Here is a 23,088-nt window from a genome sequence, read left to right as displayed (position 1 = left end):
GCGCCCCCCCGGGGGCCCCCCCCCCCCCCCCCCCCCCCGGTCACACCCCCCCCCCCCCCCCCCCCCCCCCCCCCCCCACGGCGCTGTCACGTTGTGGCGTGTGTGGCCGGTCAGCGGCCGGTGCCGCCGTCGGCGTTGGGTCCGGCGTAGTCCTCGCCGTAGGCGCCCTTGGCGGGGCGGCGGCGGCGCATGGGCGGCTCGACGCCGTCCGCGAGGCGGCGGGCGGTGAGCAGGAAGCCGGTGTGGCCGATCATCCGGTGGTCGGGGCGGACGGCCAGACCCTCGATGTGCCAGTTGCGGATCATGGTCTCCCAGGCGGTCGGCTCGTTGAAGCAGCCGATCTCACGGATGGACTCCACGGTCCGGGCGAGCTGGGTGGTGGTGGCCACGTAGCAGCAGACGATGCCGCCCGGGACGAGCGCCTTGGAGACGGCCTCCAGGCATTCCCAGGGGGCGAGCATGTCGAGGATGACGCGGTCGACGTCGGTGTCGGACAGGTTGTCCTGGAGGTCGCCGACGGTGAGCTGCCAGGCGGGGTGCGGGCCGCCGAAGTAGCGCTCCACGTTCTGCTGCGCGATCTCCGCGAAGTCCTCGCGCCGCTCGTAGGAGTGCAGCATGCCCTGGTCGCCGATGGCCCGCAGCAGGAAGCTGCTGAGCGAGCCGGAGCCGACGCCCGCCTCCACGACGCGTGCGCCGGGGAAGATGTCGGCGAAGGCCAGGATCTGCCCCGCGTCCTTGGGGTAGACGACGGCCGCCCCGCGGGGCATGGACAGGACGTAGTCGGGGAGCAGGGGGCGCAGCGCGAGGTAGGCGACGTTGCCGGTGGTGCGGACAACGCTGCCCTCGGGAGCGCCGATCAGTTCGTCGTGCGGGAAGGAGCCCTTGTGGGTGTGGAAGTTCTTCCCGGCTTCGAGCGTGAACGTGTAGTGGCGGCCCTTGGGGTCGGTCAGCTGTACCTGGTCCCCGACCTTGAAGGGCCCGCGCCTGCGGGCGGCACCGGTCGGTTCGGACATGTGAACAGACTACCGGCCTTTGCCGGGGCCGCCGACCACTACGGGGTGGGCCTGGCCATGGCCTTCACGAAGGCGCGCTCGACGTCCGCGGCGGACAGGACGCCGTAGATCTCGCCGGTCTGCTCGACGACCAGGTACTCGGTGGCGGGGGTGGCGCGCAGGGTGTCCAGCAGTTCCTCCCCGGCGAGCTCGGCGGAGACGCGCATGCCGTCGGTCAGGTCCTGGGCCAGGCCGCTGACGACGACCCAGGGCCGGCGGTGTTCGGGTACGCCGACGATGGCGGCCTCGCGGACGAGGGAGAGGGGGTGGCCGTCGGCGTCGACGACGACCAGGGCGCGGGCGCCGGCGGCGTTGGCGCGGCGCAGGGCTTCGGAGAGCGGGGTGTCGGTCTCGACCGGTACGGCGCGTCGGGTCAGGTTGCGGGCACGCAGTTCGGGGAGGTGTTCGCGCAGCCGGGCCATGCGCAGGCTGTTGCCGGCGCCGGTCCAGATGATCGCGGCCAGGATGGCGGCGAGCAGGGCGTCGGTGACGGTGTCCATGCCGCCCGTGTCCTCGCCGCCGCCGCCGAGGGCACCGGACTGGTTGAGCAGCGGCAGGCCGATCAGGACGCTGACGGCGAGGGCGCGGCCGACCCAGGCGGCGGCGACGGTGCCGCTCATGGGCCTGCCGGTGATCTTCCAGACGACGGCGCGGAGCATGCGGCCGCCGTCGAGGGGCAGGCCGGGCAGGAGGTTGAAGATCGCGACGATGAGGTTGGAGACCATCAGTCCGGCCAGCAGCACGCCGGGGACGGTGCCGGCCTCGACGGGCTTCATGGCGAGGTAGAACAGGCCGGCCAGGACGAGGGAGAGCAGGGGTCCGACGAAGGCCAGGACGAACTCGCGGCCCGGGGTCTCGGCCTCTTTCTCGATCTCGGAGACGCCGCCGAAGAACTGCAGCTGGATGCGGCGGACCGGGAGTTTGAAGCGGATCGCGGCAACCGTGTGGGCCAGTTCGTGGACCAGGACGGATGCGTAGAAGGCGACCGCGAAGAAGAGGGAGACCAGGTAGCGGGCGGCGCCCAGTTCGGGCAGCACGCGGTCGAGCTGGCCGCCGAAGACCCAGGTGATCAGGGCGGCGACGAGGAACCAGCTGGGGGCCACGTAGACGGGGACGCCGAAGGGACGGCCCATGAGGATGCCGCCGCCGGGCTCTTTGGGCCGCGGCCGGGGCGGCGGGCCCTTGGCGATGCCGGAGTGGGCGAGGGACCGGTGATCGGGGTGATCGGGGTGATCGGAAGGTTCCGGGTGACCGGAGTGGGTGGTGGTGCCGGTGGGAGGCTCGCCGGGGCCGGTGGGAATGTCGCCGGGGCCGGCGGGACCGGGGCGGCCGGGCGGCCGGTGGGTGGCCGCCGGGGTGTCGTCGTCGCCGTCCGGGGACCGGTCCCCGGGGGGCGGCTGCTGGGGAGGGGCCGGTTCCTCGCGGCGTGCGGGCTCCGGCCCGGTGTGGTCGGTGGGGCCGGTCGCCGGGGCCGTAGGACCTGCGGGGTGCTCGGCCGGCTCGTCGTTGCCGGACCGCGGCTGCCCGCTCCCGCCGCTCACGTCCACGGTGTCCCCTCGTTCGAAGCGTCTTCCGCGCCTGCCCGGGCGGAAGGGTCTCTGGTCGATGGTATGCGGCCGTGGCGGCACGTTTCGCCCCGGCACCCCTTGTGTTTGCCCCGCGGTCGTGCGGCCGATGCGGGCGGCGACCGGCTCACTGTCGGTGGTGGGCCGTAAGGTCTGTGGGCATGGACAGCAGCATCGAGGAGGCGGGCGCCCTGCCGGGCGACGCGGACGCGCCCGCGGGCACGGCCGGGCGGACGGATCCGGCGATCCCTTCACAGCCGACGCCGGCCGGGCCGGAGCGGCCCGCCCCGGCGAGCACGCCGAGCCCCTCGACGCCCCCGGCCACAGAGCCGGTGGCCCGCGCGGCCACCGCGGATGGCGCGGCCCCGGAAACCGCGGGCGGCGCCGAGGCGGAAGGCACGGCCACCGCAGGGCATGCGGATCCGGACGGCACCGCCACCGCAGGGCGCGCGGAACCGGACGGCACCGCCACCGCAGGGCGCGCGGAACCGGACGGCACGGCCGCGGGCGGCGCTGGGGCGGGTGGCGCCGGCGGGGACCGGGACGGGGTCGTCGGTGGGCGGGTCGCCGTCGCGCCCAGCTCGCTGTCTCCCTCCCGGGCCAGTGACTTCATGCAGTGCCCGTTGCTGTACCGCTTCCGGGTGATCGACCGGCTGCCGGAGAAGCCGAGCGAGGCCGCGACCCGGGGCACGCTGGTGCACGCCGTGCTGGAGCGGCTCTTCGACGCGCCCGCCGGGGAGCGGACCGCGCCGCGGGCCAAGGCGCTCGTCCCGGGACAGTGGGACCGGCTGCGCGAGAGCCGGCCGGAGCTGACCGAGTTGTTCGCCGGTGATCCCGAGGGCGGGCGCCTGGCGCGCTGGCTCGAGGAGGCCGAGCGGCTCGTGGAGCGCTGGTTCACCCTGGAGGACCCCACGCGCCTGGAGCCGGCCGAGCGGGAGCTGTTCGTCGAGGCCGAGCTGGAGTCGGGGCTGCGGCTGCGCGGCATCATCGACCGGGTCGACGTGGCGCCGACCGGCGACGTGCGGATCGTCGACTACAAGACGGGGAAGGCACCCCGCCCGGAGTACGCCGAGGGTGCCCTGTTCCAGATGAAGTTCTACGCCCTGGTCGTGTGGCGGCTGAAGCGGGTGATCCCGCGCCGGCTCCAGCTGGTCTACCTCGGCAGCGGGGACGTGCTGACGTACGACCCCGTCCTCGCCGATCTGGAGCGGGTGGAGCGGAAGCTGCACGCACTGTGGGAGGCCATCCGGCAGGCCACGGAGACGGGGGTCTGGCGGCCCCGGCCGACCAAGCTGTGCGGCTGGTGCGACCACCAGGCGCACTGCCCGGAGTTCGGCGGCACTCCCCCGCCCTACCCGCTGCCGGTCCGGGCGCCCGGTTCCGCCACCGGGTGAGCCGGTCCCGGCCGCGCCCCGGGGGCGAGCCCGGAAACGTGCGCAGTGCAGAATGGGGCCGGACTAGCGAAGGAGTGTCACGTGGCCATCCGCGTCCTACTGGTCGACGACCAGCCGCTGCTGCGTACCGGGTTCCGCATGATTCTGGAGGCCGAGCAGGACATCGCGGTCGTCGGCGAGGCCGGTGACGGTCTGCAGGCCCTGGATCAGGTCCGGGCCCTGCAGCCGGACGTCGTACTCATGGACATCCGGATGCCGCGGATGGACGGGGTCGAGGCGACCCGGCAGATCACCGGTCCCGGGCGGGACGGCCCGGCCAAGGTGCTCGTGCTGACCACGTTCGACCTGGACGAGTACGTCGTGGAGGCGCTGCGGGCGGGGGCCAGCGGCTTTCTGCTGAAGGACGCGCCCGCCGACGAGCTGGTGCAGGCGATCCGGGTGGTGGCGGCCGGCGAGGCCCTGCTCGCGCCGAGCATCACCCGCCGGCTGCTGGACAAGTACGCCACGCATCTTCCCTCGGGCGAGGAGCCGGTGCCGGACACCCTGCACACCCTCACCGACCGTGAGGTGGAGGTGCTGAAGCTGGTGGCGCGCGGGCTGTCCAACGCGGAGATCGCGGCCGATCTGTTCGTCAGCGAGACGACGGTGAAGACCCACGTGGGTCACGTGCTCACCAAACTGGGCCTCAGGGACCGTGTGCAGGCCGCGGTGTACGCGTACGAGAGCGGCCTGGTGCGCCCCGGCGCGCAGTAGGCCCTGCCGCCGTGCCGGAACGGGCGGGCGGGCGGGTCCTGCGGCAGGTACCGGTACGACGGCGAAGGGCGCCCCTCCCGGATGGGGAGGGGCGCCCTTCGGCGTGCCGGTGTCACCGTGCCGGTGTCAGCCGCTCACTCCGCGGCCGAGCTCCCACAGCTGCAGGGTCGAGGAGGAGTTGAGGGCGTAGGCGACGCCCGTGATGTCGTCCCGTGCGGCGACGTACTGCTTGCCCTGCCACAGCGGCAGGACGGGTACGTCGTCGGCGACGAGGTCCTGGATCTCCGTCAGGCTGTTGGCGGCGCCGAGGCGGTCGGCCGAGCGGCGGGACTGCGGGATCAGGGAGTGCTGAATGGTGTTGTTGTCGTACGGCGAGCCGAGGAAGTTGTCCTTGTCGAGGAAGGGCGCCAGGAAGTTGTCGGCGTCCGGGAAGTCGGGGAACCAGCCCATGCCGTAGGCGTCGTACTGGCCCTTCTGCTCCGCGGGGCGGAAGGTGGCCCAGGGGTGGCCCTGGATGGAGACGTCGAACAGGCCGCTGCCGCTGAGCTGCTTCTGCAGGATCTGGAACTCCTGCTTGGTGGCCGAGCCGTAGTGGTCGGTGGTGTAGTGCAGGGTCAGCTTGACCGGGGTGGTGATGCCGGCCTTGTCGAGCAGGCTCTTGGCCTTGGCGACGCTGGGGTTGCCGTACTTGTTGAAGAACGAGTTGGAGTGGCCCGTGACGGTCGCCGGGACCAGGGAGTAGAGCGGTTCGGCCTGGGTGCCGTAGACCTTGGAGACCAGTTCGCCGCGGTTGACGATCTGGGCCATGGCCTGGCGTACGGCCTTGCTCTTCACGGAGGGCGCGTCGGTGTTGAAGGCCAGGTAGCGGATCTCGAGGCCCGGCATGTCGACCAGGTCGACCTGGTTGTCGGAGCCGCCGTCCAGCTTCTGGATCTGCGCGGGCGACATGGTGCGGGTCATGACGTCGATGTCGCCCTTGTCGACCGCGGCGCCCATGGCGTCCGCGTCCTGGAAGGCGCGCAGTTCGACCGCGTCGTTGTTGACCGTCACGCTGCCCTTGTACGAGGGGTTCTTGGTGAAGGTGGCGCTGACGATCGCGTCGTCCTTGACGTCGGCCTTGAAGGTGTAGGGGCCGGAGCCGTCCAGCGCGAAGCCGTCGCGCAGCTTGTCCTTCTGGTAGTCCTTCGGGTTGACGATGCCCGCGACCGGAGTGGACAGCTTGTACGGGAAGGTGGCGTCGGCCGTCTTGAGGTGGAAGATCACCTCGCGGTCGCCCTGTGTCTCGATGGTGTCGATCGTGTTCAGCAGGGCGGAGACACCGCTGTCGGCGTTGATGCGCAGCGCACGCTCGATGGAGTACTTGACGTCCGCGGCGGTCACCGGGTCACCACTGGCGAACTGGAGCCCCTCGCGCAGCTTGCAGGCGTAGCGCTCGCTGCCGCTGTCGGTGAAGGTGCAGCTCTCGGCGGCGTCCGGGACGGGGTCGCCCTCGCCCTTGGGCTGGGCCATCAGGGTCTGCACGCTCTGGCGCAGGATGTTCCAGGTGCCGACGTCGTAGGCGTAGGCGGGGTCGAGGGGGGCGGGAGCGTCCGAGGTGGCGGTGAACCGGTCCGTGGTGCCGACGACGATGGCGTCGCCGCTCTTGCTCCCGCTGTCGGATCCGCCGCACGCGGCGAGAACCGGGGTGAGCAGGCCGGCCACCGCCGGCAGCACCAAAGTCTTGCGGTTCATGCGGGAGTTTCTCCAGAGCTGTTCGGGTCCGTGTAACCGGCATGCATGGGTGGTGCGGCGGTTCACGGGGGGTTGCGGCGATGTTCTCGCGACGAGGTTAGTCCGCGTCCGCAGGAGGGTTCGCAGCCGCGTGAGTTGAGCCCCCATCACGCAGTGGAACCGGGTGTGGACGCACCGAAAACCCGACAGCGGCAGGATTAGTGCAGCTTCCCATCAATCGGGACACAAGGGCCCGGCGATCGAGGCCCGACACGGTCGGTCGGCACAGCCGGGCAACGTTGTCGAGGGCCGCCGGAGTGGGGAACGTCACACGCCTAACTGTGCGGGGAGTCAGCGGAATTTCGACCGGACGACCGGTTCGGAATTCCACGGGGTGTACTCTCCCGGAATTTTGTCCAACCCTGACAATGTGATTTGCACGCTGGGTGAACGGCTAGCGCATTTCCGTCATCAAGCGGTGGAGAAATGCCAGGTCGACCTCTTCCAGGGAGGTGACGACGGTGCGGCCCTCGGCCGGCGTGATCGGGGCGATGGAGGGGATGGCGACCACCCGGCAGCCCGCGGCCTCGGCGGCGGCGACGCCGGTCGCGGTGTCCTCGACGACGGCGCATCTGGCCGGATCCGCGCCCAGCTTGGCGGCCGCGAGCAGGTACGGGTCCGGGAAGGGCTTGGTGCGCGAGACCTCGTCGCCGGCGATGGACAGGTCGAAGTGGTGCGGGCCCAGCACGGTCAGTACGCGGTCGATGATGCGGCGGTGGGAGGCGGAGACCAGGGCGGTGGGGATGGCGTGCTCGTGGAGTTCGGCGAGCAGCCGGGCGGCGCCGGGCATCAGGGGCAGGGTGTGGCCGATGCGGTCCTCGAAGCCGTCGTTGAGCAGCACGGAGAGTTCGGCGAGCGTGATGTCGGCGCCGGTGGCCTCGATGAGGAAGCCGGCGCTGCGGGTCATGGGGCCGCCGACCACGACGTGCCGCCAGGACTCGTCCAGGGCGTGGCCGAGGGCGGCGAAGACCTCGACCTCGACGTCCCACCAGAAGCCCTCGGTGTCGACGAGGGTGCCGTCCATGTCGAGGAGCACCGCCTGCAGGGCGGAGCCTTCGGCCGTTCGGGTTCCGAGCGCGGGGACCGTGCTGGTCATCCGGCGCACCTCCTTGAGGGGCGATCAGGCCGGTTCCCGGGCGGGAACCGGCCTGCAGTGGACCGACCAGTGTACGTCTCCGGCGTCCGGAGCGCCTCGTTCGTCACTCATGGCCGGGGTCACACCCGTCGCGAACGCCTTCCGGCGCGGCTCAGGGGGCCTTCCGCGCCGCGCACGGGTGCCGCCGCGCACGGGTGCCGCCGCGCACGGGTGCCGCCGCGCACGGGTGCCGCCGCGCCGTGCGCCTCCTCCGAGGGCCCTCGGAGGGGACTCCGGGGCCTCGGGGGGGGGTCAGCGGGCGTTGAAGTACTTCGCCTCCGGGTGGTGGATCACGATGGCGTCCGTGGACTGCTCGGGATGGAGCTGGAACTCCTCGGACAGCTGGACGCCGATCCGCTCGGGCTGGAGCAGGTCGGCGATCTTCGCGCGGTCCTCCAGGTCGGGGCAGGCGCCGTAGCCGAGGGAGAAGCGGGCGCCCCGGTACTTGAGGGCGAACATGTCCTCGATGTCGGCCGGGTCCTCGCCGGCGTAGCCGAGTTCGGCGCGGACGCGGGCGTGCCAGTACTCGGCGAGTGCCTCGGCCAACTGGACGGACAGGCCGTGCAGTTCGAGGTAGTCGCGGTAGGCGTTGGCCTCGAAGAGCTTGGCGGTCTCCTCGCCGATGCGCGAGCCGACGGTGACGACCTGGAAGCCGACCACGTCCTGCTCCCCCGACTCCTCCGGGCGGAAGAAGTCGGCCAGGCACAGGCGGCGGCCGCGGCGCTGGCGCGGGAAGGTGAAGCGGGTGCGCTCGTTGCCCTGGTCGTCCAGGATGATCAGGTCGTCGTCCTTGGAGACGCAGGGGAAGTAGCCGTAGACGACGGCCGCTTCGAGCATGTTCTCGGTCTGGAGCCGGTCGAGCAGTCCGCGCAGCCGGGGGCGGCCCTCGGTCTCGGCCAGTTCCTCGTACGTCGGTCCCTCGCCGGTGCGGGCCTGCTTGAGTCCCCACTGGCCCTTGAACAGGGCGCCCTCGTCCAGCCAGCTCGCGTACTCCTTGAGCTGGATGCCCTTGATGACGCGGGTGCCCCGGAAGGGCGGGGTGGGGACGGGGTTGTCGGTGGCGACGTCGGAGCGGACGTGGCCCTCCTGCGGGCGCTCCTCGACCTCGACGGCTGCGGTCGCCCGGACCCGGCGCTGCTTGAGTTCGGGCAGTTTCGCGCCCGGCACACCCCGCTTGACGCCGATGAGGGCGTCCATCAGGCGCAGTCCCTCGAAGGCGTCGCGGGCGTAGCGGACCTCGCCCTCGTAGACCTCGTGCAGGTCCTGTTCGACGTAGGCGCGGGTCAGGGCGGCGCCGCCGAGGATGACCGGGAAGCGGACGGCGAGGCCGCGCTGGTTCAGCTCCTCCAGGTTCTCCTTCATGATCACCGTGGACTTCACCAGGAGTCCGGACATGCCGATGACGTCGGCCCGGTGCTCCTCGGCGGCCTCCAGGATCGCGGAGACGGGCTGCTTGATGCCGAGGTTCACGACGTTGTAGCCGTTGTTGGAGAGGATGATGTCGACGAGGTTCTTGCCGATGTCGTGCACGTCGCCGCGCACGGTCGCCAGCACGATCGTGCCCTTGCCCTCGGCGTCCGACTTCTCCATGTGCGGCTCGAGGTGGGCGACGGCGGTCTTCATGACCTCGGCGGACTGCAGGACGAACGGCAGCTGCATCTGGCCGGAGCCGAACAGCTCACCGACGACCTTCATGCCGTCGAGCAGGGTCTCGTTGACGATGTCGAGGGCGGGGCGGTCCTGCAGGGCGGCGTCGAGGTCCGCCTCCAGGCCGTTCTTCTCGCCGTCGATGATCCGCCGCTTCAGCCGCTCGTCCAGCGGCAGGGCCGCCAGCTCCTCGGCCTTGCCCGCCTTCAGCGACTTCGCCGTCGCCCCCTCGAACAGGGCCATCAGCTTCTGCAGCGGGTCGTAGCCCTCCGCACGGCGGTCGTAGATCAGGTCCAGGGCCGTGCCGACCTCTTCCTCGCTGAACCGGGCGATCGGCAGGATCTTGGAGGCGTGCACGATGGCCGAGTCCAGGCCCGCCTTGACGCACTCGTCCAGGAAGACGGAGTTCAGCAGGATGCGGGCGGCCGGGTTGAGGCCGAAGGAGATGTTGGACAGGCCCAGGGTGGTCTGTACGTCCGGGTGCCGCCGCTTCAGCTCGCGGATCGCCTCGATGGTGGCGACGCCGTCCCCGCGGGACTCCTCCTGGCCGGTGCAGATGGTGAAGGTGAGGGTGTCGACGAGGATGTCCTCCTCGCGGATGCCCCAGTTCCCGCTCAGGTCGTCGATCAGCCGTTCGGCGATCTCGACCTTCTTCTCGGGGGTGCGGGCCTGCCCCTCCTCGTCGATGGTCAGCGCGATCAGGGCGGCGCCGTGTTCCTGGGCGAGCCTGGTGACCTTGGCGAACCGGGAGTCCGGACCGTCGCCGTCCTCGTAGTTCACCGAGTTGATCACCGCGCGGCCGCCGAGCTTCTCCAGGCCCGCCCGGATGACGTCGACCTCGGTGGAGTCCAGCACGATCGGCAGGGTGGAGGCGGTGGCGAAGCGGCCGGCCAGCTCCTCCATGTCGGCGACGCCGTCGCGGCCGACGTAGTCGACGCAGAGGTCGAGCAGGTGCGCGCCCTCACGGATCTGCTCCCGCGCCATCTCCACGCAGTCGTCCCAGCGGCCCTCGAGCATGGCCTCGCGGAACTTCTTGGAGCCGTTGGCGTTGGTGCGCTCGCCGATGGCCAGGTAGGAGGTGTCCTGCCGGAAGGGGACGGACTGGTAGAGGGAGGCCGCGCCGGCTTCGGGGCGCGGGTCGCGCTCGGTGGGGGTGACGTCCCGGACGCGTTCGACGACCTGGCGCAGGTGCTCGGGGGTGGTGCCGCAGCAGCCGCCGATGAGCGAGAGGCCGTACTCGCGGACGAAGGTCTCCTGGGCGTCGGCCAGCTCGGGTGCGGTCAGCGGGTAGTGGGCGCCGTCCTTGCCGAGGACCGGCAGGCCCGCGTTGGGCATGCAGGACAGCGGGATGCGGGCGTTGCGGGCGAGGTAGCGCAGGTGCTCGCTCATCTCGGCCGGGCCGGTGGCGCAGTTCAGGCCGATCATGTCGATGCCGAGGGGTTCCAGCGCGGTGAGGGCCGCGCCGATCTCGGAGCCGAGCAGCATGGTGCCGGTGGTCTCGACGGTCACCGACACGATGACCGGCACGTCGAGGCCGAGGGCGTCGAGGCCGCGGCGTGCGCCGAGGACGGCGGCCTTGGTCTGCAGCAGGTCCTGCGTGGTCTCCACGAGCAGCGCGTCGGCGCCGCCGGCGATGAGGCCCTCGGCGTTGCGCTGGTAGGCGTCGCGCAGGGTGGTGTAGGGGGCGTGGCCGAGGGTGGGGAGCTTGGTGCCGGGGCCCATGGAGCCGAGGACCCAGCGGGGGCGGCCGTCGCCGGCGGTGAACTCGTCGGCGACCTCGCGGGCCACCCGGGCGCCGGCCTCGGACAGCTCGTGGACGCGTTCGGGGATGTCGTACTCGCCGAGCGCGGAGTGGTTGGCCCCGAAGGTGTTGGTCTCGACGCAGTCGACACCCACGGCGTAGTACGCCTCGTGGACGGAGCGGACGATGTCGGGGCGGGTGATGTTGAGGATCTCGTTGCAGCCTTCGAGCTGCTGGAAGTCGTCGAGGGTGGGCTCCTGGGCCTGGAGCATGGTGCCCATGGCTCCGTCGGCGACCACCACTCGGGTGGCGAGTGCCTCTCGGAGCGCGGACACGCGGGTCCGGCTGTCGGCGGAGGGGGACGTTGGCGACGAGGCCATGAAGGGGCTCCCTGGAGTGCGACGGCTGTCGGCTATGCGGTTGCCCTGACGGGCGGTGATGCCGCACGGCGCCAGCGTAACCGGGAGTCGGCTTGGATGGGCAGCGGCGTCCACGAGGCGGACTCGGGTGGCCCTCGCGCCTCACTCGGGTCGCGTGTGATGTAACAGGAGTCGACCGACCATTAGCGGGCGGTCGACATGGACCGGTAGTGTTCGACATTGCCGAACGACGGTATGAGACGTGCTGCGGTGTACGACAGGGTCGGCACATGGCGCGCCGGCCGGCGTTCGTCGGCAGTCGAAGGGGACGGAGGCAGGACGGCGATGGCACGGAACATCCAGTCGCTCGAACGGGCGGCCGCGATGCTGCGGCTGCTCGCGGGCGGCGAACGACGGCTCGGCCTGTCGGACATCGCCTCGTCGCTGGGTCTCGCCAAGGGCACCGCCCACGGCATCCTGCGCACCCTCCAGCAGGAGGGGTTCGTGGAGCAGGACGACGCCTCCGGGCGCTATCAGCTGGGTGCTGAGCTGCTGCGCCTCGGCACCACCTATCTGGACGTGCACGAGCTGCGGGCGCGGGCCCTGGTGTGGACGGACGACCTGGCCCGCTCCAGCGGGGAGAGCGTGCACCTGGGCGTCCTGCACCAGCAGGGCGTGCTGATCGTGCACCACGTCTTCCGGCCCGACGACAGCCGGCAGGTGCTGGAGATCGGGGCCATGCAGCCGCTGCACTCCACGGCGCTCGGCAAGGTGATCTCGGCGTACGACCCGGTGGCGCACAGCGAGGCGCTGGACAGCGACCGGAAGGCCTTCACGGATCGCACGGTGTGCGACGGGGGCGACTTCGAGCATCTCCTGGACGTCACGCGCGCGCGTGGTTACGCGGCCGACGTGGAGGAGACCTGGGAGGGGGTGGCGTCGATCGCCGCACCCATCCACGACCGGCGCCGCATGCCGGTGGGCGCGGTCGGCATCACCGGTGCCGTGGAGCGGCTGTGCCGGGAGGGCGAGCTGCGCCCCGAACTGGTCGCCGCGGTGCGCGACTGCGCCCGCGCCGTGTCCAGGGACCTGGGCGCGGGCCGCTTCTGAGGACAGCCCCCGGGGGGACGACCGGGACGCCGGGCGGCGTTCCGGTTCTCGCCCTACCCTGAAATGGACATATCGGACGAGAAGGTACGTCAGCTGATGAAGAGCGATAACCGGCAGCGATCAATAACGATCCTGCATTCGATAACAGAACTCTTGACGCACGCGTAACGCCGAAGCAAGACTCCCGTCCATCGGTCGGCATTGTCGAACACCTACCGGCAATACGCGCTAGAGTGTGACAACGCCAAGGGCCAGCTCATCGCTCTCACCCCCTGAGGGCGCCAGACCCCCGGAGGGACCCGGGGTTCGGCTACCCCTGGACGAAGGACAAAGGAGTCGCGGGTGTCCAGCTCCGACATCTTCATCGGCGAGACCATCGGTACCGCCATACTCATCCTGCTCGGCGGTGGCGTCTGCGCCGCCGTGACGCTGAAGGCCTCCAAGGCCCGTAACGCCGGCTGGCTCGCCATCGCCTTCGGGTGGGGCTTCGCCGTCATGACGGCCGTCTACATATCCGGACCTCTCTCCGGTGCCCACCTCAACCCCGCCGTCACGGTCGCCCTGGCGATCAAGGACGGCTCCTGGACCAACGTTCCGACCTACTTCGCCGGCCAGCTGCTCGGCGCGATGATCGGCGCGGCCCTGGTCTGGGTGGCCTACTACGGCCAGTTCCACGCGCACCTGACCGACAAGGAGATCGTCGGCGGACCCGGCGCCCAGGCCACCACGGCCAAGGCGGTCGAGGCCCAGGAGAAGGGCGCCGGACCGGTCCTCGGCGTCTTCTCCACCGGTCCCGAGATCCGGAACGTGGTGCAGAACCTGGCCACGGAGATCATCGGCACCGTGGTGCTGATCCTCGCGGTCCTCACCCAGGGTCTCAACGACTCGGGCAACGGTCTCGGCATCATGGGCGGCCTGATCACCGCGCTCGTGGTGGTGTCCATCGGCCTCTCGCTCGGCGGCCCCACGGGCTACGCGATCAACCCGGCCCGTGACCTCGGCCCGCGCATCGTCCACGCCCTGCTGCCCCTGCCCAACAAGGGCGGTTCCGACTGGAGCTACGCCTGGATCCCGGTGGTCGGTCCGCTGATCGGCGGCGCCATCGCTGCAGGCATCTACAACGTCGCATTCGCCTGAGAAGCACCGCGGACCTCCCGCACGCGCCGTACGTAAAGCCCCATCACCACGGATCTTTCAGGAGCACACAGTGACCGACGCCCACACCGCAGGCCCGTTCATCGCGGCGATCGACCAGGGCACCACCTCCTCGCGCTGCATCGTCTTCGACCGGGACGGCCGGATCGTCTCCGTCGACCAGAAGGAGCACGAGCAGATCTTCCCGAAGCCGGGCTGGGTCGAGCACAACGCCAACGAGATCTGGACGAACGTCCAGGAAGTCGTCGCCGGAGCCGTCGAGAAGGCCGGCATCACCCGCGACGACATCAAGGCCATCGGCATCACCAACCAGCGCGAGACCACCGTGCTGTGGGACAAGAACACCGGTGAGCCCGTCCACAACGCCATCGTCTGGCAGGACACCCGCACCGACGCCCTGTGCCGGGAGCTGGGCCGCAACGTCGGCCAGGACCGGTTCCGCCGCGAGACCGGACTCCCGCTGGCCGCCTACTTCGCCGGCCCCAAGGCCCGCTGGCTGCTCGACAACGTCGACGGCCTCCAGGAGCGCGCCGAGGCGGGAGACATCCTCTTCGGCACCATGGACAGCTGGGTCATCTGGAACCTGACCGGCGGTGTCAACGGCGGCAAGCACGTCACCGACGTCACCAACGCCTCCCGCACCATGCTCATGAACCTGCACACCATGGCGTGGGACCCGAAGATCGCCGAGTCCATCGGCGTGCCGATGCAGATCCTCCCCGAGATCCGCCCCTCCGCCGAGGTCTACGGCGAGGTCACCGGCGGCAAGCTGGGCGACCTGCTCGGCGGTATTCCGGTCGCCTCCGCGCTCGGCGACCAGCAGGCGGCCCTGTTCGGCCAGACCTGCTTCTCCGAGGGCGAGACCAAGTCGACCTACGGCACCGGCACGTTCATGGTGATGAACACCGGCTCCAAGATCATCAATTCCTACGCCGGTCTGCTGACCACCGTCGGCTACAAGATCGGTGACCAGCCGACGGTGTACGCCCTGGAGGGCTCGATCGCCGTCACCGGCTCGCTGGTGCAGTGGATGCGCGACCAGATGGGCCTGATCTCCACCGCCGCCGAGATCGAGACGCTCGCGCTCTCGGTCGAGGACAACGGCGGCGCCTACTTCGTGCCGGCCTTCTCCGGCCTGTTCGCCCCGCACTGGCGCTCCGACGCCCGTGGTGTGATCGCCGGTCTCACCCGGTACGTGACCAAGGCGCACCTCGCGCGCGCCGTTCTGGAGGCCACCGCCTGGCAGACGCGGGAGATCGCGGACGCCATGGTCAAGGACTCCGGCGACGAGCTGGTGACCCTGAAGGTCGACGGCGGCATGACCTCGAACAACCTGCTGATGCAGACCCTCTCCGACGTCCTGGACGCACCGGTGGTGCGCCCGATGGTCGCCGAGACCACCTGCCTCGGCGCCGCCTACGCCGCCGGTCTCGCCGTCGGCTTCTGGTCCAGCACCGACGAACTGCGCGCCAACTGGCGCCGGGCCGCCGAGTGGACCCCCCACATGGACGCGGAGACCCGCGACCGTGAGTACAAGAGCTGGCTCAAGGCCGTCGACCGGACCATGGGCTGGATCGAGGACGAGAGCTGAGCTGAGCTGAGCCCCTACAGCTCTGACGAGGAGTAAGTACCCGACATGACCAGTCAGTCCACCCTGCAGTCCGTGCCTGCCCTGGGGACGCACCCGGCCTCCGGCTCCAACCCGAGCCGGGCCGAGACCAGGGAGCAGCTCTCCAAGGCGTCGTACGACCTTCTGGTGATCGGCGGCGGCATCCTGGGCATCTCCACCGCCTGGCACGCCGCGCAGTCCGGCCTGAGGGTGGCCCTGGTCGACGCCGGCGACTTCGCCGGTGCCACCTCCTCCGCCTCCTCCAAGCTGCTCCACGGCGGTCTGCGCTACCTGCAGACCGGCGCGGTGAAGCTGGTGGCGGAGAACCACTTCGAGCGTCGTGCGGTCTCCCGCCAGGTGGCCCCCCACCTGGCGAACCCGCTCACCTTCTACCTTCCCGTGTACAAGGGCGGGCCGCACGGCGCCGCGAAGCTCGGGGCGGGCGTCTTCGCCTACTCCGCGCTCTCCGCGTTCGGTGACGGCGTGGGTCACCTGCTGTCGCCGGCCAAGGCGGCGCAGGACGTGCCCGAGCTGCGCACCGAGAACCTCAAGGCCGTGGCGGTGTACGGCGACGACCAGATGAACGACGCGCGCATGGCGCTGATGACGGTCCGCGCGGCCGTCGAGTCGGGCGCGGTCGTCCTCAACCACGCCGAGGTCACCGGGCTGCGCTTCACCAGGGGCCGGGTGACGGGCGCCGACCTGAGGGACCGGACGTCCGGCGACGAGTTCGGCGTCAACGCCCGTCTCGTGCTGAACGCGACCGGCCCGTGGGTGGACCACCTGCGCCGGATGGAGGACCCGGACGCGGCGCCGTCGATCCGGCTGTCCAAGGGCGCGCACCTGGTGCTGAAGCGCACCTCGCCGTGGAAGGCGGCGCTGGCCACCCCGATCGACAAGTACCGCATCACCTTCGCCCTGCCGTGGGAGGACATGCTGCTGCTGGGCACCACCGACGAGCAGTACGAGGGCGACCCGGCGGACGTGTCCGTCGACGAGAAGGACATAGCCCAGATCCTGGACGAGGCCGCGTTCTCCGTCCGGGACCAGCAGCTGCGGCGCGAGCTGATCACCTATGCCTTCGCCGGTCTGCGGGTGCTGCCGGGCGGTCCCGGCGACACCGCCAAGGCCAAGCGCGAGACCGTCGTCACCGAGGGCAAGGGCGGCATGCTGTCGGTCGCGGGCGGCAAGTGGACGACGTTCCGGCACATCGGCCGTACGGTGATGCAGAAGCTGGAGGCGTTGCCGGGTCACCCGCTCGGCGACGACTTCGAGCCGATCTCCTCGCTGCCCAAGAAGCTGCCGCTGCCGGGTGTCGCCAACCCGCGCGCGGTCGCCCACCGGTTGCTGGTGGACCACCCGGCGCCCGGCCCGCGCATGTCCGCGGACACGGCCAAGCACCTGGCCACCCACTACGGCTCGCTGGCCTTCGACATCGCCAGGCTGGCGAACGAGGACACGGCACTGGCCGAGCGCGTCCACCCCGACGCCCCGGAGATCTGGGCGCAGGTCGTCTGGGCCCGCGACCACGAGTGGGCCGAGACGACGGACGACGTGCTGCGCCGCCGCACCACGCTGACCATCCGGGGCCTGGCCACGGACGAGGTCCGCGCGAAGGTCCAGGACCTCCTCGACAAGAAGTAGCCCGGCGCGGCGGGCCGCATGCGGTCCGCGATCACGCGCAGCACGCGCAGCACGCGCAGCACGCGAGAGGGACGGTTCCCGCCGTGGAGCCGTCCCCTTCGCATGCCTGGCGCCGGTCGGCGTCCACCGGGGAGCCGTCCCCTCCGCATGCCCGGGACCGCCCGCCGATGAGCCGTTTCTCGCGGTCCACGCCGTGAGTCGGGCGGCCGAGGCGCGGGGCCGCGTGGCCGGTGCCGGCTCGTTGTGGCTGGTCCCCCGGATTCCCGCAGCCCTCGGTCCGGCCCGTCCGCCCGAGTCGGGACGCGGGGTGTTCGGCGGTGGTGAACGGGGCAGTGATCCGTTCACTGCCCCGTACAAGGGGGCTGCGGGCGCCCCCGCCGGACGCCGTAAGGTTGGTGAGTCAAGCGAGGGCACGTCGGAAGGAGGCACTGGGTGATCGAGCTGGAGGGGGTTCCCGAGCTGATCGACCCAGTCATGGTGGCCGCGTTCGAGGGCTGGAACGATGCCGGTGACGCCGCCTCCGCGGCGGTCGCGCATCTGGAACGCGAGTGGAAGGGCGAGGTGTTCGCGGCGCTGGACGCCGAGGACTACTACGACTTCCAGGTGAACCGCCCCACGGTGTTCATGGACGGCGGCGTGCGCAAGATCACATGGCCGACGACCCGGCTCTCGGTGGTCCGGGTCGGCGGTGACAAGCCGCGCGACCTGGTGCTGGTGCGCGGCATCGAACCGTCCATGCGCTGGCGCTCGTTCTGCAACGAGCTGCTCGGCTTCGCGCACGAGCTGGGCGTGGAGCTGGTGGTCGTCCTGGGCGCCCTGCTCGGTGACACCCCGCACACGCGTCCGGTGCCGGTCAGCGGGGTGACATCCGATCCGGATCTGGCCGAGCGCATGAATCTGGAGGAGACCAAGTACGAGGGCCCGACGGGCATCGTCGGGGTTCTGCAGGAGGCGTGCACGCACGCCGGCGTCCCGGCGGTGTCGCTGTGGGCGGCCGTTCCGCACTACGTCTCCCAGCCGCCCAACCCGAAGGCCACCCTGGCGCTGCTCAACCGGCTGGAGGACCTGCTGGACCTGCGCGTCCCGCAGGGCGAGCTGCCCGAGGACGCGCGCGCCTGGCAGGTGGGCGTGGATCAGCTGGCCGCCGAGGACAGCGAGGTCGCCGAGTACGTCCAGACGCTGGAGGAGGCCCGGGACACCGCCGAGCTGCCGGAGGCGTCGGGCGAGGCCATCGCCCGTGAGTTCGAGCGGTATCTGCGGCGCCGTGACGTCGGCCCCCCGCCGCCGGGCGGGCACGCGACGGCGGACGGCGGGGACGGCGGGTCGTATCTGCGGGACGCGCCCGGGGGGAAGACCAGGCCGCCGAGACCCCCCAGGCCGGACACCTCCGACGGCGTCGAGGGCGACGACGAGGACGGCTCGGAGGACTGAGGTACGGCGAAGGGGCGCCTCCCGTGCGGGGAGGCGCCCCTTCGCCGTGCCGCCGGCGCGCTACGCGGTGCCGCGGCACCCCGCCCGGCGGCTACAGGGCCGTCGTGGCCGATCGCGCGGTTCCCCGCGCCCCTTCCGGGGCACGGGTCGTCACGACGTTCACAGGGCCACGCCCAGCAGGGCGTCCACCGCACGTGAGACCAGGCCGGGCGCGCCCGTCTCCGTGCCCCCCTGCTCCTCCTGGCGGGCCGCCCAGCGGTCGACGGCGGCGAGTGCGGCGGGTGCGTCCAGGTCGTTCGCCAGGGCCTCGCGGATCTCCTCCACGAGCGCGTCGGCGGACGGGCCGTCGGGCCGGGAGACGGCCGCGCGCCAGCGGCCGAGGCGGTCGACGGCCTCCTGCAGCACCTGGCCGGTCCACTCCCAGTCGGCGCGGTAGTGGTGGGCCAGCAGGCTCAGCCGGATCGCGGCGGGGTCCACGCCGTCGCGGCGCAGCCGCGAGACGAAGACCAGGTTGCCCTTGGACTTGGACATCTTCTCGCCGTCCAGGGCGACCATGCCGGCGTGGACGTAGGCCTTGGCCATGGGGAACTCGCCGGTGAGCACCTGGGCGTGCGAGGCGCCCATCTCGTGGTGCGGGAAGGCCAGGTCGGAGCCGCCGCCCTGCACGTCGAAGCCCATGCCGAGGTGGTCGAGGGCGATGGCCACGCACTCGATGTGCCAGCCGGGCCGGCCGCGGCCGAGGGAGCCGCCGTCCCAGCTGGGCTCGCCCTCGCGGGCCGCCATCCAGAGCATCGGGTCCAGCGGGTTCTTCTTGCCCGGACGGTCCGGGTCGCCGCCGCGCTCGGCGGAGAGCAGCCGCATGGCGGCCGCGTCGAGGTTGGACACCTTGCCGAAGTTCGGGTCGGACTCGACGGAGAAGTAGACGTCGCCGTCCAGGTCGTAGGCGGCGCCGAGTTCGCGCAGCCGCTCCACGAGCGGGACGATGCCCGGTATCGCCTCGACCGCGCCTATGTAGTGCTGGGGCGGGAGCATCCGCAGGGCGGTCATGTCCTCGCGGAAGAGGGCCGTCTCCTTCTCGGCGAGGGCGACCCAGTCGACACCGTCCCGGCCCGCGCGCTCCAGCAGCGGATCGTCGACGTCGGTGACGTTCTGGACGTAGTGGACCTGCCGCTTGGTGTCGAGCCACACGCGCTGAACGAGGTCGAACGCGTTGTAGGTCGCCGCGTGACCCATGTGGGTCGCGTCGTACGGCGTGATGCCGCAGACGTAGATACGGGCGACGGGACCGGGGGCGAGGGTGACCGGGCCGCCGGTCGCGGTGTCGTGGATCCTCAGGTCGCGGCCCTGACCAGGCAGGGCGGGGACCTCGGAAGCGGGCCAGGCATGCATGTACATGAGCCTAACCGGCCGCGAGCTGCGTATACGAACGGGATCGGTCCGGATGGCCGGTTGGGTGCTCTTGTGGATCGGACCGCCCTGTGCTTGTGCCCGGGAGCGTGCTCACACCGGCGGCCAGGGGATGGCGGGCCACTCCCCGCCCGGTTCCGGGTGCCGGCCGGAGCCGAGGAGCGCGTCGACCCGCGCGCGTGTGGCGTCGATCTCGGCCGCGGTGACGAGTCCGGCCAGCCGCTCGCCCAGCGGTCCGTCCAGGGCTTCCCGCAGCCCCTGGAGGACGTCGGCGGCCTCCGCGGTGAGCGGCTCCCCGGCCCAGCCCCACAGCAGGGTGCGCAGCTTGTTCTCGGCGTTGAAGGTGACGCCGTGGTCGATGCCGTAGAGCCTGCCGTCGGTGGTGGGCAGCAGGTGGCCGCCCTTGCGGTCGGCGTTGTTGATCACCGCGTCGAGGACGGCGAGCCGGCGCAGCCGCTCGTCGTCGGCGTGTACGAGCAGCGCCGTGCGTCCCTCGCCGACCTCGGCCAGGCCGATCGCCTTCCAGCCCGGCTCGGGCTCGTCGCCGTCGACCAGGGCGAGCAGCTCCGTCCCGGCGTCCACGTCGATCCAGAGCTGGCACATGCCCTCGCCGTACGGTCCGTCGCGCAGGACGGTCGGCGGGACGAGTCCCCAGCCGGTGGCCTCGGAGACCTCGTAGGCGGCCACCTCGCGGCCCGCGAGGGTGCCGTCGGGGAAGTCCCACAGGGGGCGCTCCCCGGCCACGGGCTTGTAGATGCAGGAGGCTTCCCGGCCGTCGAGGGCGACCGTGCAGAACAGCGCCGCGTTGGAGGCCTCGCGGATGCGGCCGCGCACGGTCAGCTCGCCCCGCGCGAGCAGCTCGGCGAGGTCCGCTTCGGTGGCGGTCACGCTCCCCGGCGGTATCCGTTCTGACGCGGGCATACGTGTCCTTCCGGATCGAGCGGGAGGCTGCACAGCGGGCACGGCGGCCGCCCGGCGTTGACGACGTCGAGGGCGCGCTTGGCGAAGGACCTGGCCTGTGCGCCGGTCAGCCGGACCCGCAGCATCGGGGGCCCGTTCTCCTCGTCCTGGAGCAGCCGCTCCTCGGCCTCCGCGAGGTCCTCCTCGGTGTCGGCGTCCAGCTCGACCAGGGCCTGCGCCTCGACGATCATGCGCTGGTCCTCGCCGTCCCAGGCCAGGGCCATGGTGCCGACGCGGAACTCCTCCTCGACGGGGGCCTCCAGCGGGGCCGAGTCGGTGATCTCCGAGGGCGCCACGGCGGGGACGGCCGCGCTGCCGCCACTGCGCCGCACGACCTCGTCGAGCAGTTCGTCCATGCGCTCGGCGAGCGCGGCGACCTGGGTCTTCTCCAGGGCCACGCTGGTCACCCGGGGGCCTGCGGTGGCCTGGAGGAAGAACGTACGGCGCCCGGGCAGTCCGACCGTGCCGGCCACGAAGCGGTCCGGCTGGTCGTAGAGGAACACCTGACGGGACACGTCCTGTCTCCAGTGGATTCGAGAGTTTCGGCGGTGCGGGCCGTGCGGGTCGGCGACCGTGTGGATCGCTTCACCCTACTGCGGCCGACGATCACGGTGCGCCCGCACCACCCCCGACCGGTGCGTCGCCCTCCGCGGGTTCCTCGTGCGGGGCGAGGGAAGCGAGATTCCCGGTGTCGCCGAGGCGAACGAGATAGGGCCTGAGGCGGGTGTAGCGGATCGCGGTGACGGAACACGGTTCCACGGAGATCCGCTGGAAGAGGTCGAGGTGGAGTCCGAGGGCGTCGGCGACGAGGGACTTGATGACGTCACCGTGGGAGCACATGAGGTAGACGGCGCCGGCGCCGTGATCGCGCTCCACGCGCGCGTTCCACTCGCGTACGGCCTCGGCCGCGCGGGTCTGCATGGCCCGCATGGACTCGCCGCCCGGGAACGCGGCGGCCGAGGGGTGGGACTGGACGACCTCCATCAGCGGCTCGTCCTTCAGCTCGGCGAGCTTGCGGCCGGTCCAGTCTCCGTAGTGGCACTCCCCGATCCGTTCGTCGGTGTGCACGCGCAGTTCCGGGCGGGCGCCGAGCAGTGGCCGTACGGTCTCCTGGCAGCGCTGGAGCGGGCTGACGACCGCCTCGGAGATGGGCAGGCCCGCGAGCCGGTCCGGCAGCGCGGCGGCCTGCGCGGCGCCGCGTTCGTCCAGGGCGACGTCCGGAGTCCAGCCGGCGAGCACGCCCGAGGTGTTGGCGGTGGAACGTCCGTGCCTTACGAGGATCAGCGTGGGCATGCGGCAAGGGTAGGTGTTCACCGCCGTGCGGTGGTGGGCGGGCGAAGGGAGAATGCGCCGCGTGATCGTGGACTGCGCCATCTATCGGCACGGGCACCGCAGTGAGGGCCCCGAGGACCTGTCCGACGCGCTGGACGAGGCGCGGGCGGCGGGCGGCTTCGTCTGGATCGGGCTGCACGAGCCTTCGGAGCGCGAGTTCGACCTGGTCACCCGGGAGTTCGGGCTGCATCCGCTGGCCATCGAGGACGCGCTCAAGGCGCATCAGCGGCCCAAACTGGAGGTGTACGACGACTCGCTGTTCCTGGTGCTCAAGCCGGTCGTGTACGAACCCGACAGCGACACCGTGTCGACGGGCGAGATCATGGTCTTCATCGGTGACTCGTTCGTGGTGACCGTCCGGCACGGGGAGGGTGCGCCGCTGGCGGCGGTGCGGCATCGGCTGGAGGAGGAGCCGGAGATGCTGGACAAGGGCCCCACGGCGGTGATGTACGCGGTCTCCGACGCCGTCGTCGACCACTATCTGGAGGTGGCGACGGAGCTGCAGACCGACCTGGACGAGCTGGAGGCGGAGGTCTTCCAGCCGGAGACCGGCGGCTCGCGCAACACCGCGTCCCGGATCTACGCCTTCAAGCGGCAGGTCCTGACGTTCCGCCGGGCCAGCGGGCCGCTGACCGTGCCGATGACGCGGCTGGCCGGCGTCGGCCAGCTGGGCGGTGAGGTGCCGTTCGTGCACGACAAGGCCCGGCCGTTCTTCCGGGACGTGAACGACCACCTCGCGCGCGTGAACGAGTCCGTGGACGGCCTGGACCGGCTGGTGTCGGACATCCTCTCGGCGCACCTGGCGCAGATGAGCGTGCGGCAGAACGACGACATGCGGAAGATCTCCGCCTGGGCGGCGATGGCCGCCGTTCCCACGATGATCGCGGGGATCTACGGCATGAACTTCGACCACATGCCCGAGCTGCACTGGGTGTGGTCGTATCCGGCGGTGATCCTGCTGATGGCCGTGCTCGAGGTGCTGCTGCACCGCCTGTTCAAACGGCGCGGCTGGCTCTGAGCCGGC

General features: G+C 71.4%; 17 protein-coding genes. 8 read left to right on the top strand and 9 right to left on the bottom strand.

The features are described 5' to 3' along the window. Window positions 1–110: 110 nt before the first annotated feature. Both ACGFT2_RS17255 and ACGFT2_RS17250 read right to left on the bottom strand, forming a co-directional pair. Complete coding sequence (locus ACGFT2_RS17255) at window positions 111–1,013, bottom strand: tRNA (adenine-N1)-methyltransferase (RefSeq protein ID WP_393278707.1); 903 nt, start codon at window positions 1,011–1,013, stop codon at window positions 111–113. A gap of 38 nt (window positions 1,014–1,051) precedes the next feature. Beyond that, on the bottom strand, window positions 1,052–2,599 hold the full coding sequence (locus ACGFT2_RS17250; protein ID WP_393278705.1) for a site-2 protease family protein: 1,548 nt from the start codon (window positions 2,597–2,599) through the stop codon (window positions 1,052–1,054). Between the two features lie 263 nt (window positions 2,600–2,862). Here ACGFT2_RS17250 and ACGFT2_RS17245 point away from each other — a divergent pair, with 263 nt between their 5' ends. Then, on the top strand, window positions 2,863–4,011 hold the full coding sequence (locus ACGFT2_RS17245; RefSeq protein ID WP_393279204.1) for a RecB family exonuclease: 1,149 nt from the start codon (window positions 2,863–2,865) through the stop codon (window positions 4,009–4,011). 81 nt (window positions 4,012–4,092) lie between these two features. After that, window positions 4,093–4,764 (top strand): response regulator transcription factor, encoded by a 672-nt coding sequence (locus ACGFT2_RS17240; protein WP_353603008.1) that lies wholly within the window; start codon window positions 4,093–4,095, stop codon window positions 4,762–4,764. Between the two features lie 126 nt (window positions 4,765–4,890). Here the strand turns inward: ACGFT2_RS17240 and ACGFT2_RS17235 are convergent, their stop codons facing one another. From ACGFT2_RS17235 to metH, 3 genes are all read right to left on the bottom strand, one after another. Continuing rightward, window positions 4,891–6,495: an ABC transporter substrate-binding protein gene (locus ACGFT2_RS17235; protein ID WP_393278702.1), complete on the bottom strand. Its 1,605-nt coding sequence runs from the start codon at window positions 6,493–6,495 to the stop codon at window positions 4,891–4,893. Between the two features lie 433 nt (window positions 6,496–6,928). Next, a complete protein-coding gene (locus ACGFT2_RS17230; protein WP_393278700.1) occupies window positions 6,929–7,630 on the bottom strand; it encodes an HAD family hydrolase in 702 nt (233 codons plus the stop codon). A 291-nt stretch (window positions 7,631–7,921) separates the two neighbouring features. Next, window positions 7,922–11,437, bottom strand: coding sequence for a methionine synthase (gene metH / locus ACGFT2_RS17225; protein ID WP_393278698.1), 3,516 nt, complete (start codon window positions 11,435–11,437; stop codon window positions 7,922–7,924). 324 nt (window positions 11,438–11,761) lie between these two features. Between metH and ACGFT2_RS17220 the strand changes: the two genes are divergently transcribed. The 5 genes from ACGFT2_RS17220 (at window position 11,762) to ACGFT2_RS17200 (ending at window position 18,365) form a co-directional block, all read left to right on the top strand. After that, window positions 11,762–12,526: an IclR family transcriptional regulator gene (locus ACGFT2_RS17220; RefSeq protein ID WP_393278696.1), complete on the top strand. Its 765-nt coding sequence runs from the start codon at window positions 11,762–11,764 to the stop codon at window positions 12,524–12,526. A 342-nt stretch (window positions 12,527–12,868) separates the two neighbouring features. Next, entirely contained in the window at window positions 12,869–13,663 is a 795-nt protein-coding gene (locus tag ACGFT2_RS17215) for an MIP/aquaporin family protein (RefSeq protein ID WP_393278694.1), read from the top strand. 70 nt (window positions 13,664–13,733) lie between these two features. Then, a complete protein-coding gene (gene glpK / locus ACGFT2_RS17210; RefSeq protein WP_393278691.1) occupies window positions 13,734–15,272 on the top strand; it encodes a glycerol kinase GlpK in 1,539 nt (512 codons plus the stop codon). A gap of 45 nt (window positions 15,273–15,317) precedes the next feature. Then, on the top strand, window positions 15,318–16,934 hold the full coding sequence (locus ACGFT2_RS17205) for an FAD-dependent oxidoreductase (protein ID WP_393278689.1): 1,617 nt from the start codon (window positions 15,318–15,320) through the stop codon (window positions 16,932–16,934). Window positions 16,935–17,366: 432 nt separating this feature from the next. Next, complete coding sequence (locus tag ACGFT2_RS17200) at window positions 17,367–18,365, top strand: PAC2 family protein (protein WP_393278687.1); 999 nt, start codon at window positions 17,367–17,369, stop codon at window positions 18,363–18,365. Between the two features lie 159 nt (window positions 18,366–18,524). On the opposite strand, the gene mshC is transcribed toward ACGFT2_RS17200, so the two are convergent. From mshC to ACGFT2_RS17180, 4 genes are all read right to left on the bottom strand, one after another. Then, the gene (gene mshC, locus ACGFT2_RS17195) at window positions 18,525–19,754 is read right to left on the bottom strand and encodes a cysteine--1-D-myo-inosityl 2-amino-2-deoxy-alpha-D-glucopyranoside ligase (protein ID WP_393278685.1); all 1,230 of its coding nucleotides are present in this window, start codon (window positions 19,752–19,754) and stop codon (window positions 18,525–18,527) included. A 111-nt stretch (window positions 19,755–19,865) separates the two neighbouring features. After that, entirely contained in the window at window positions 19,866–20,693 is an 828-nt protein-coding gene (locus ACGFT2_RS17190; protein WP_393278683.1) for an SCO1664 family protein, read from the bottom strand. Further along, window positions 20,657–21,247: a DUF3090 domain-containing protein gene (locus ACGFT2_RS17185; protein WP_353603019.1), complete on the bottom strand. Its 591-nt coding sequence runs from the start codon at window positions 21,245–21,247 to the stop codon at window positions 20,657–20,659. Before ACGFT2_RS17185 ends, ACGFT2_RS17190 begins: the two co-directional genes overlap by 37 nt. A gap of 91 nt (window positions 21,248–21,338) precedes the next feature. After that, the gene (locus tag ACGFT2_RS17180) at window positions 21,339–22,025 is read right to left on the bottom strand and encodes a histidine phosphatase family protein (RefSeq protein ID WP_393278681.1); all 687 of its coding nucleotides are present in this window, start codon (window positions 22,023–22,025) and stop codon (window positions 21,339–21,341) included. 61 nt (window positions 22,026–22,086) lie between these two features. Here ACGFT2_RS17180 and corA point away from each other — a divergent pair, with 61 nt between their 5' ends. Continuing rightward, window positions 22,087–23,082: a magnesium/cobalt transporter CorA gene (gene corA / locus ACGFT2_RS17175; protein WP_393278679.1), complete on the top strand. Its 996-nt coding sequence runs from the start codon at window positions 22,087–22,089 to the stop codon at window positions 23,080–23,082. Window positions 23,083–23,088: the final 6 nt, after the last annotated feature.

The organism is Streptomyces sp. NPDC048514, assembly GCF_043199955.1.
Lineage (GTDB): Bacteria > Actinomycetota > Actinomycetes > Streptomycetales > Streptomycetaceae > Streptomyces.
The sequence above is the reverse complement of the archived record's forward strand: the minus strand, read 5'-3'. Positions and strand labels throughout refer to the sequence as shown.

Excerpts from the sequence above, each read along its gene's own strand:
- ACGFT2_RS17255 (WP_393278707.1), bottom strand. The coding sequence starts at position 1,013 with ATGTCCGAACCGACCGGTGCCGCCCGCAGGCGCGGGCCCTTCAAGGTC.
- ACGFT2_RS17235 (WP_393278702.1), bottom strand. The coding sequence starts at position 6,495 with ATGAACCGCAAGACTTTGGTGCTGCCGGCGGTGGCCGGCCTGCTCACC.
- ACGFT2_RS17230 (WP_393278700.1), bottom strand. The coding sequence starts at position 7,630 with ATGACCAGCACGGTCCCCGCGCTCGGAACCCGAACGGCCGAAGGCTCC.
- metH (WP_393278698.1), bottom strand. The coding sequence starts at position 11,437 with ATGGCCTCGTCGCCAACGTCCCCCTCCGCCGACAGCCGGACCCGCGTG.
- ACGFT2_RS17220 (WP_393278696.1), top strand. The coding sequence starts at position 11,762 with ATGGCACGGAACATCCAGTCGCTCGAACGGGCGGCCGCGATGCTGCGG.
- ACGFT2_RS17205 (WP_393278689.1), top strand. The coding sequence starts at position 15,318 with ATGACCAGTCAGTCCACCCTGCAGTCCGTGCCTGCCCTGGGGACGCAC.
- mshC (WP_393278685.1), bottom strand. The coding sequence starts at position 19,754 with ATGCATGCCTGGCCCGCTTCCGAGGTCCCCGCCCTGCCTGGTCAGGGC.
- ACGFT2_RS17190 (WP_393278683.1), bottom strand. The coding sequence starts at position 20,693 with ATGCCCGCGTCAGAACGGATACCGCCGGGGAGCGTGACCGCCACCGAA.
- ACGFT2_RS17180 (WP_393278681.1), bottom strand. The coding sequence starts at position 22,025 with ATGCCCACGCTGATCCTCGTAAGGCACGGACGTTCCACCGCCAACACC.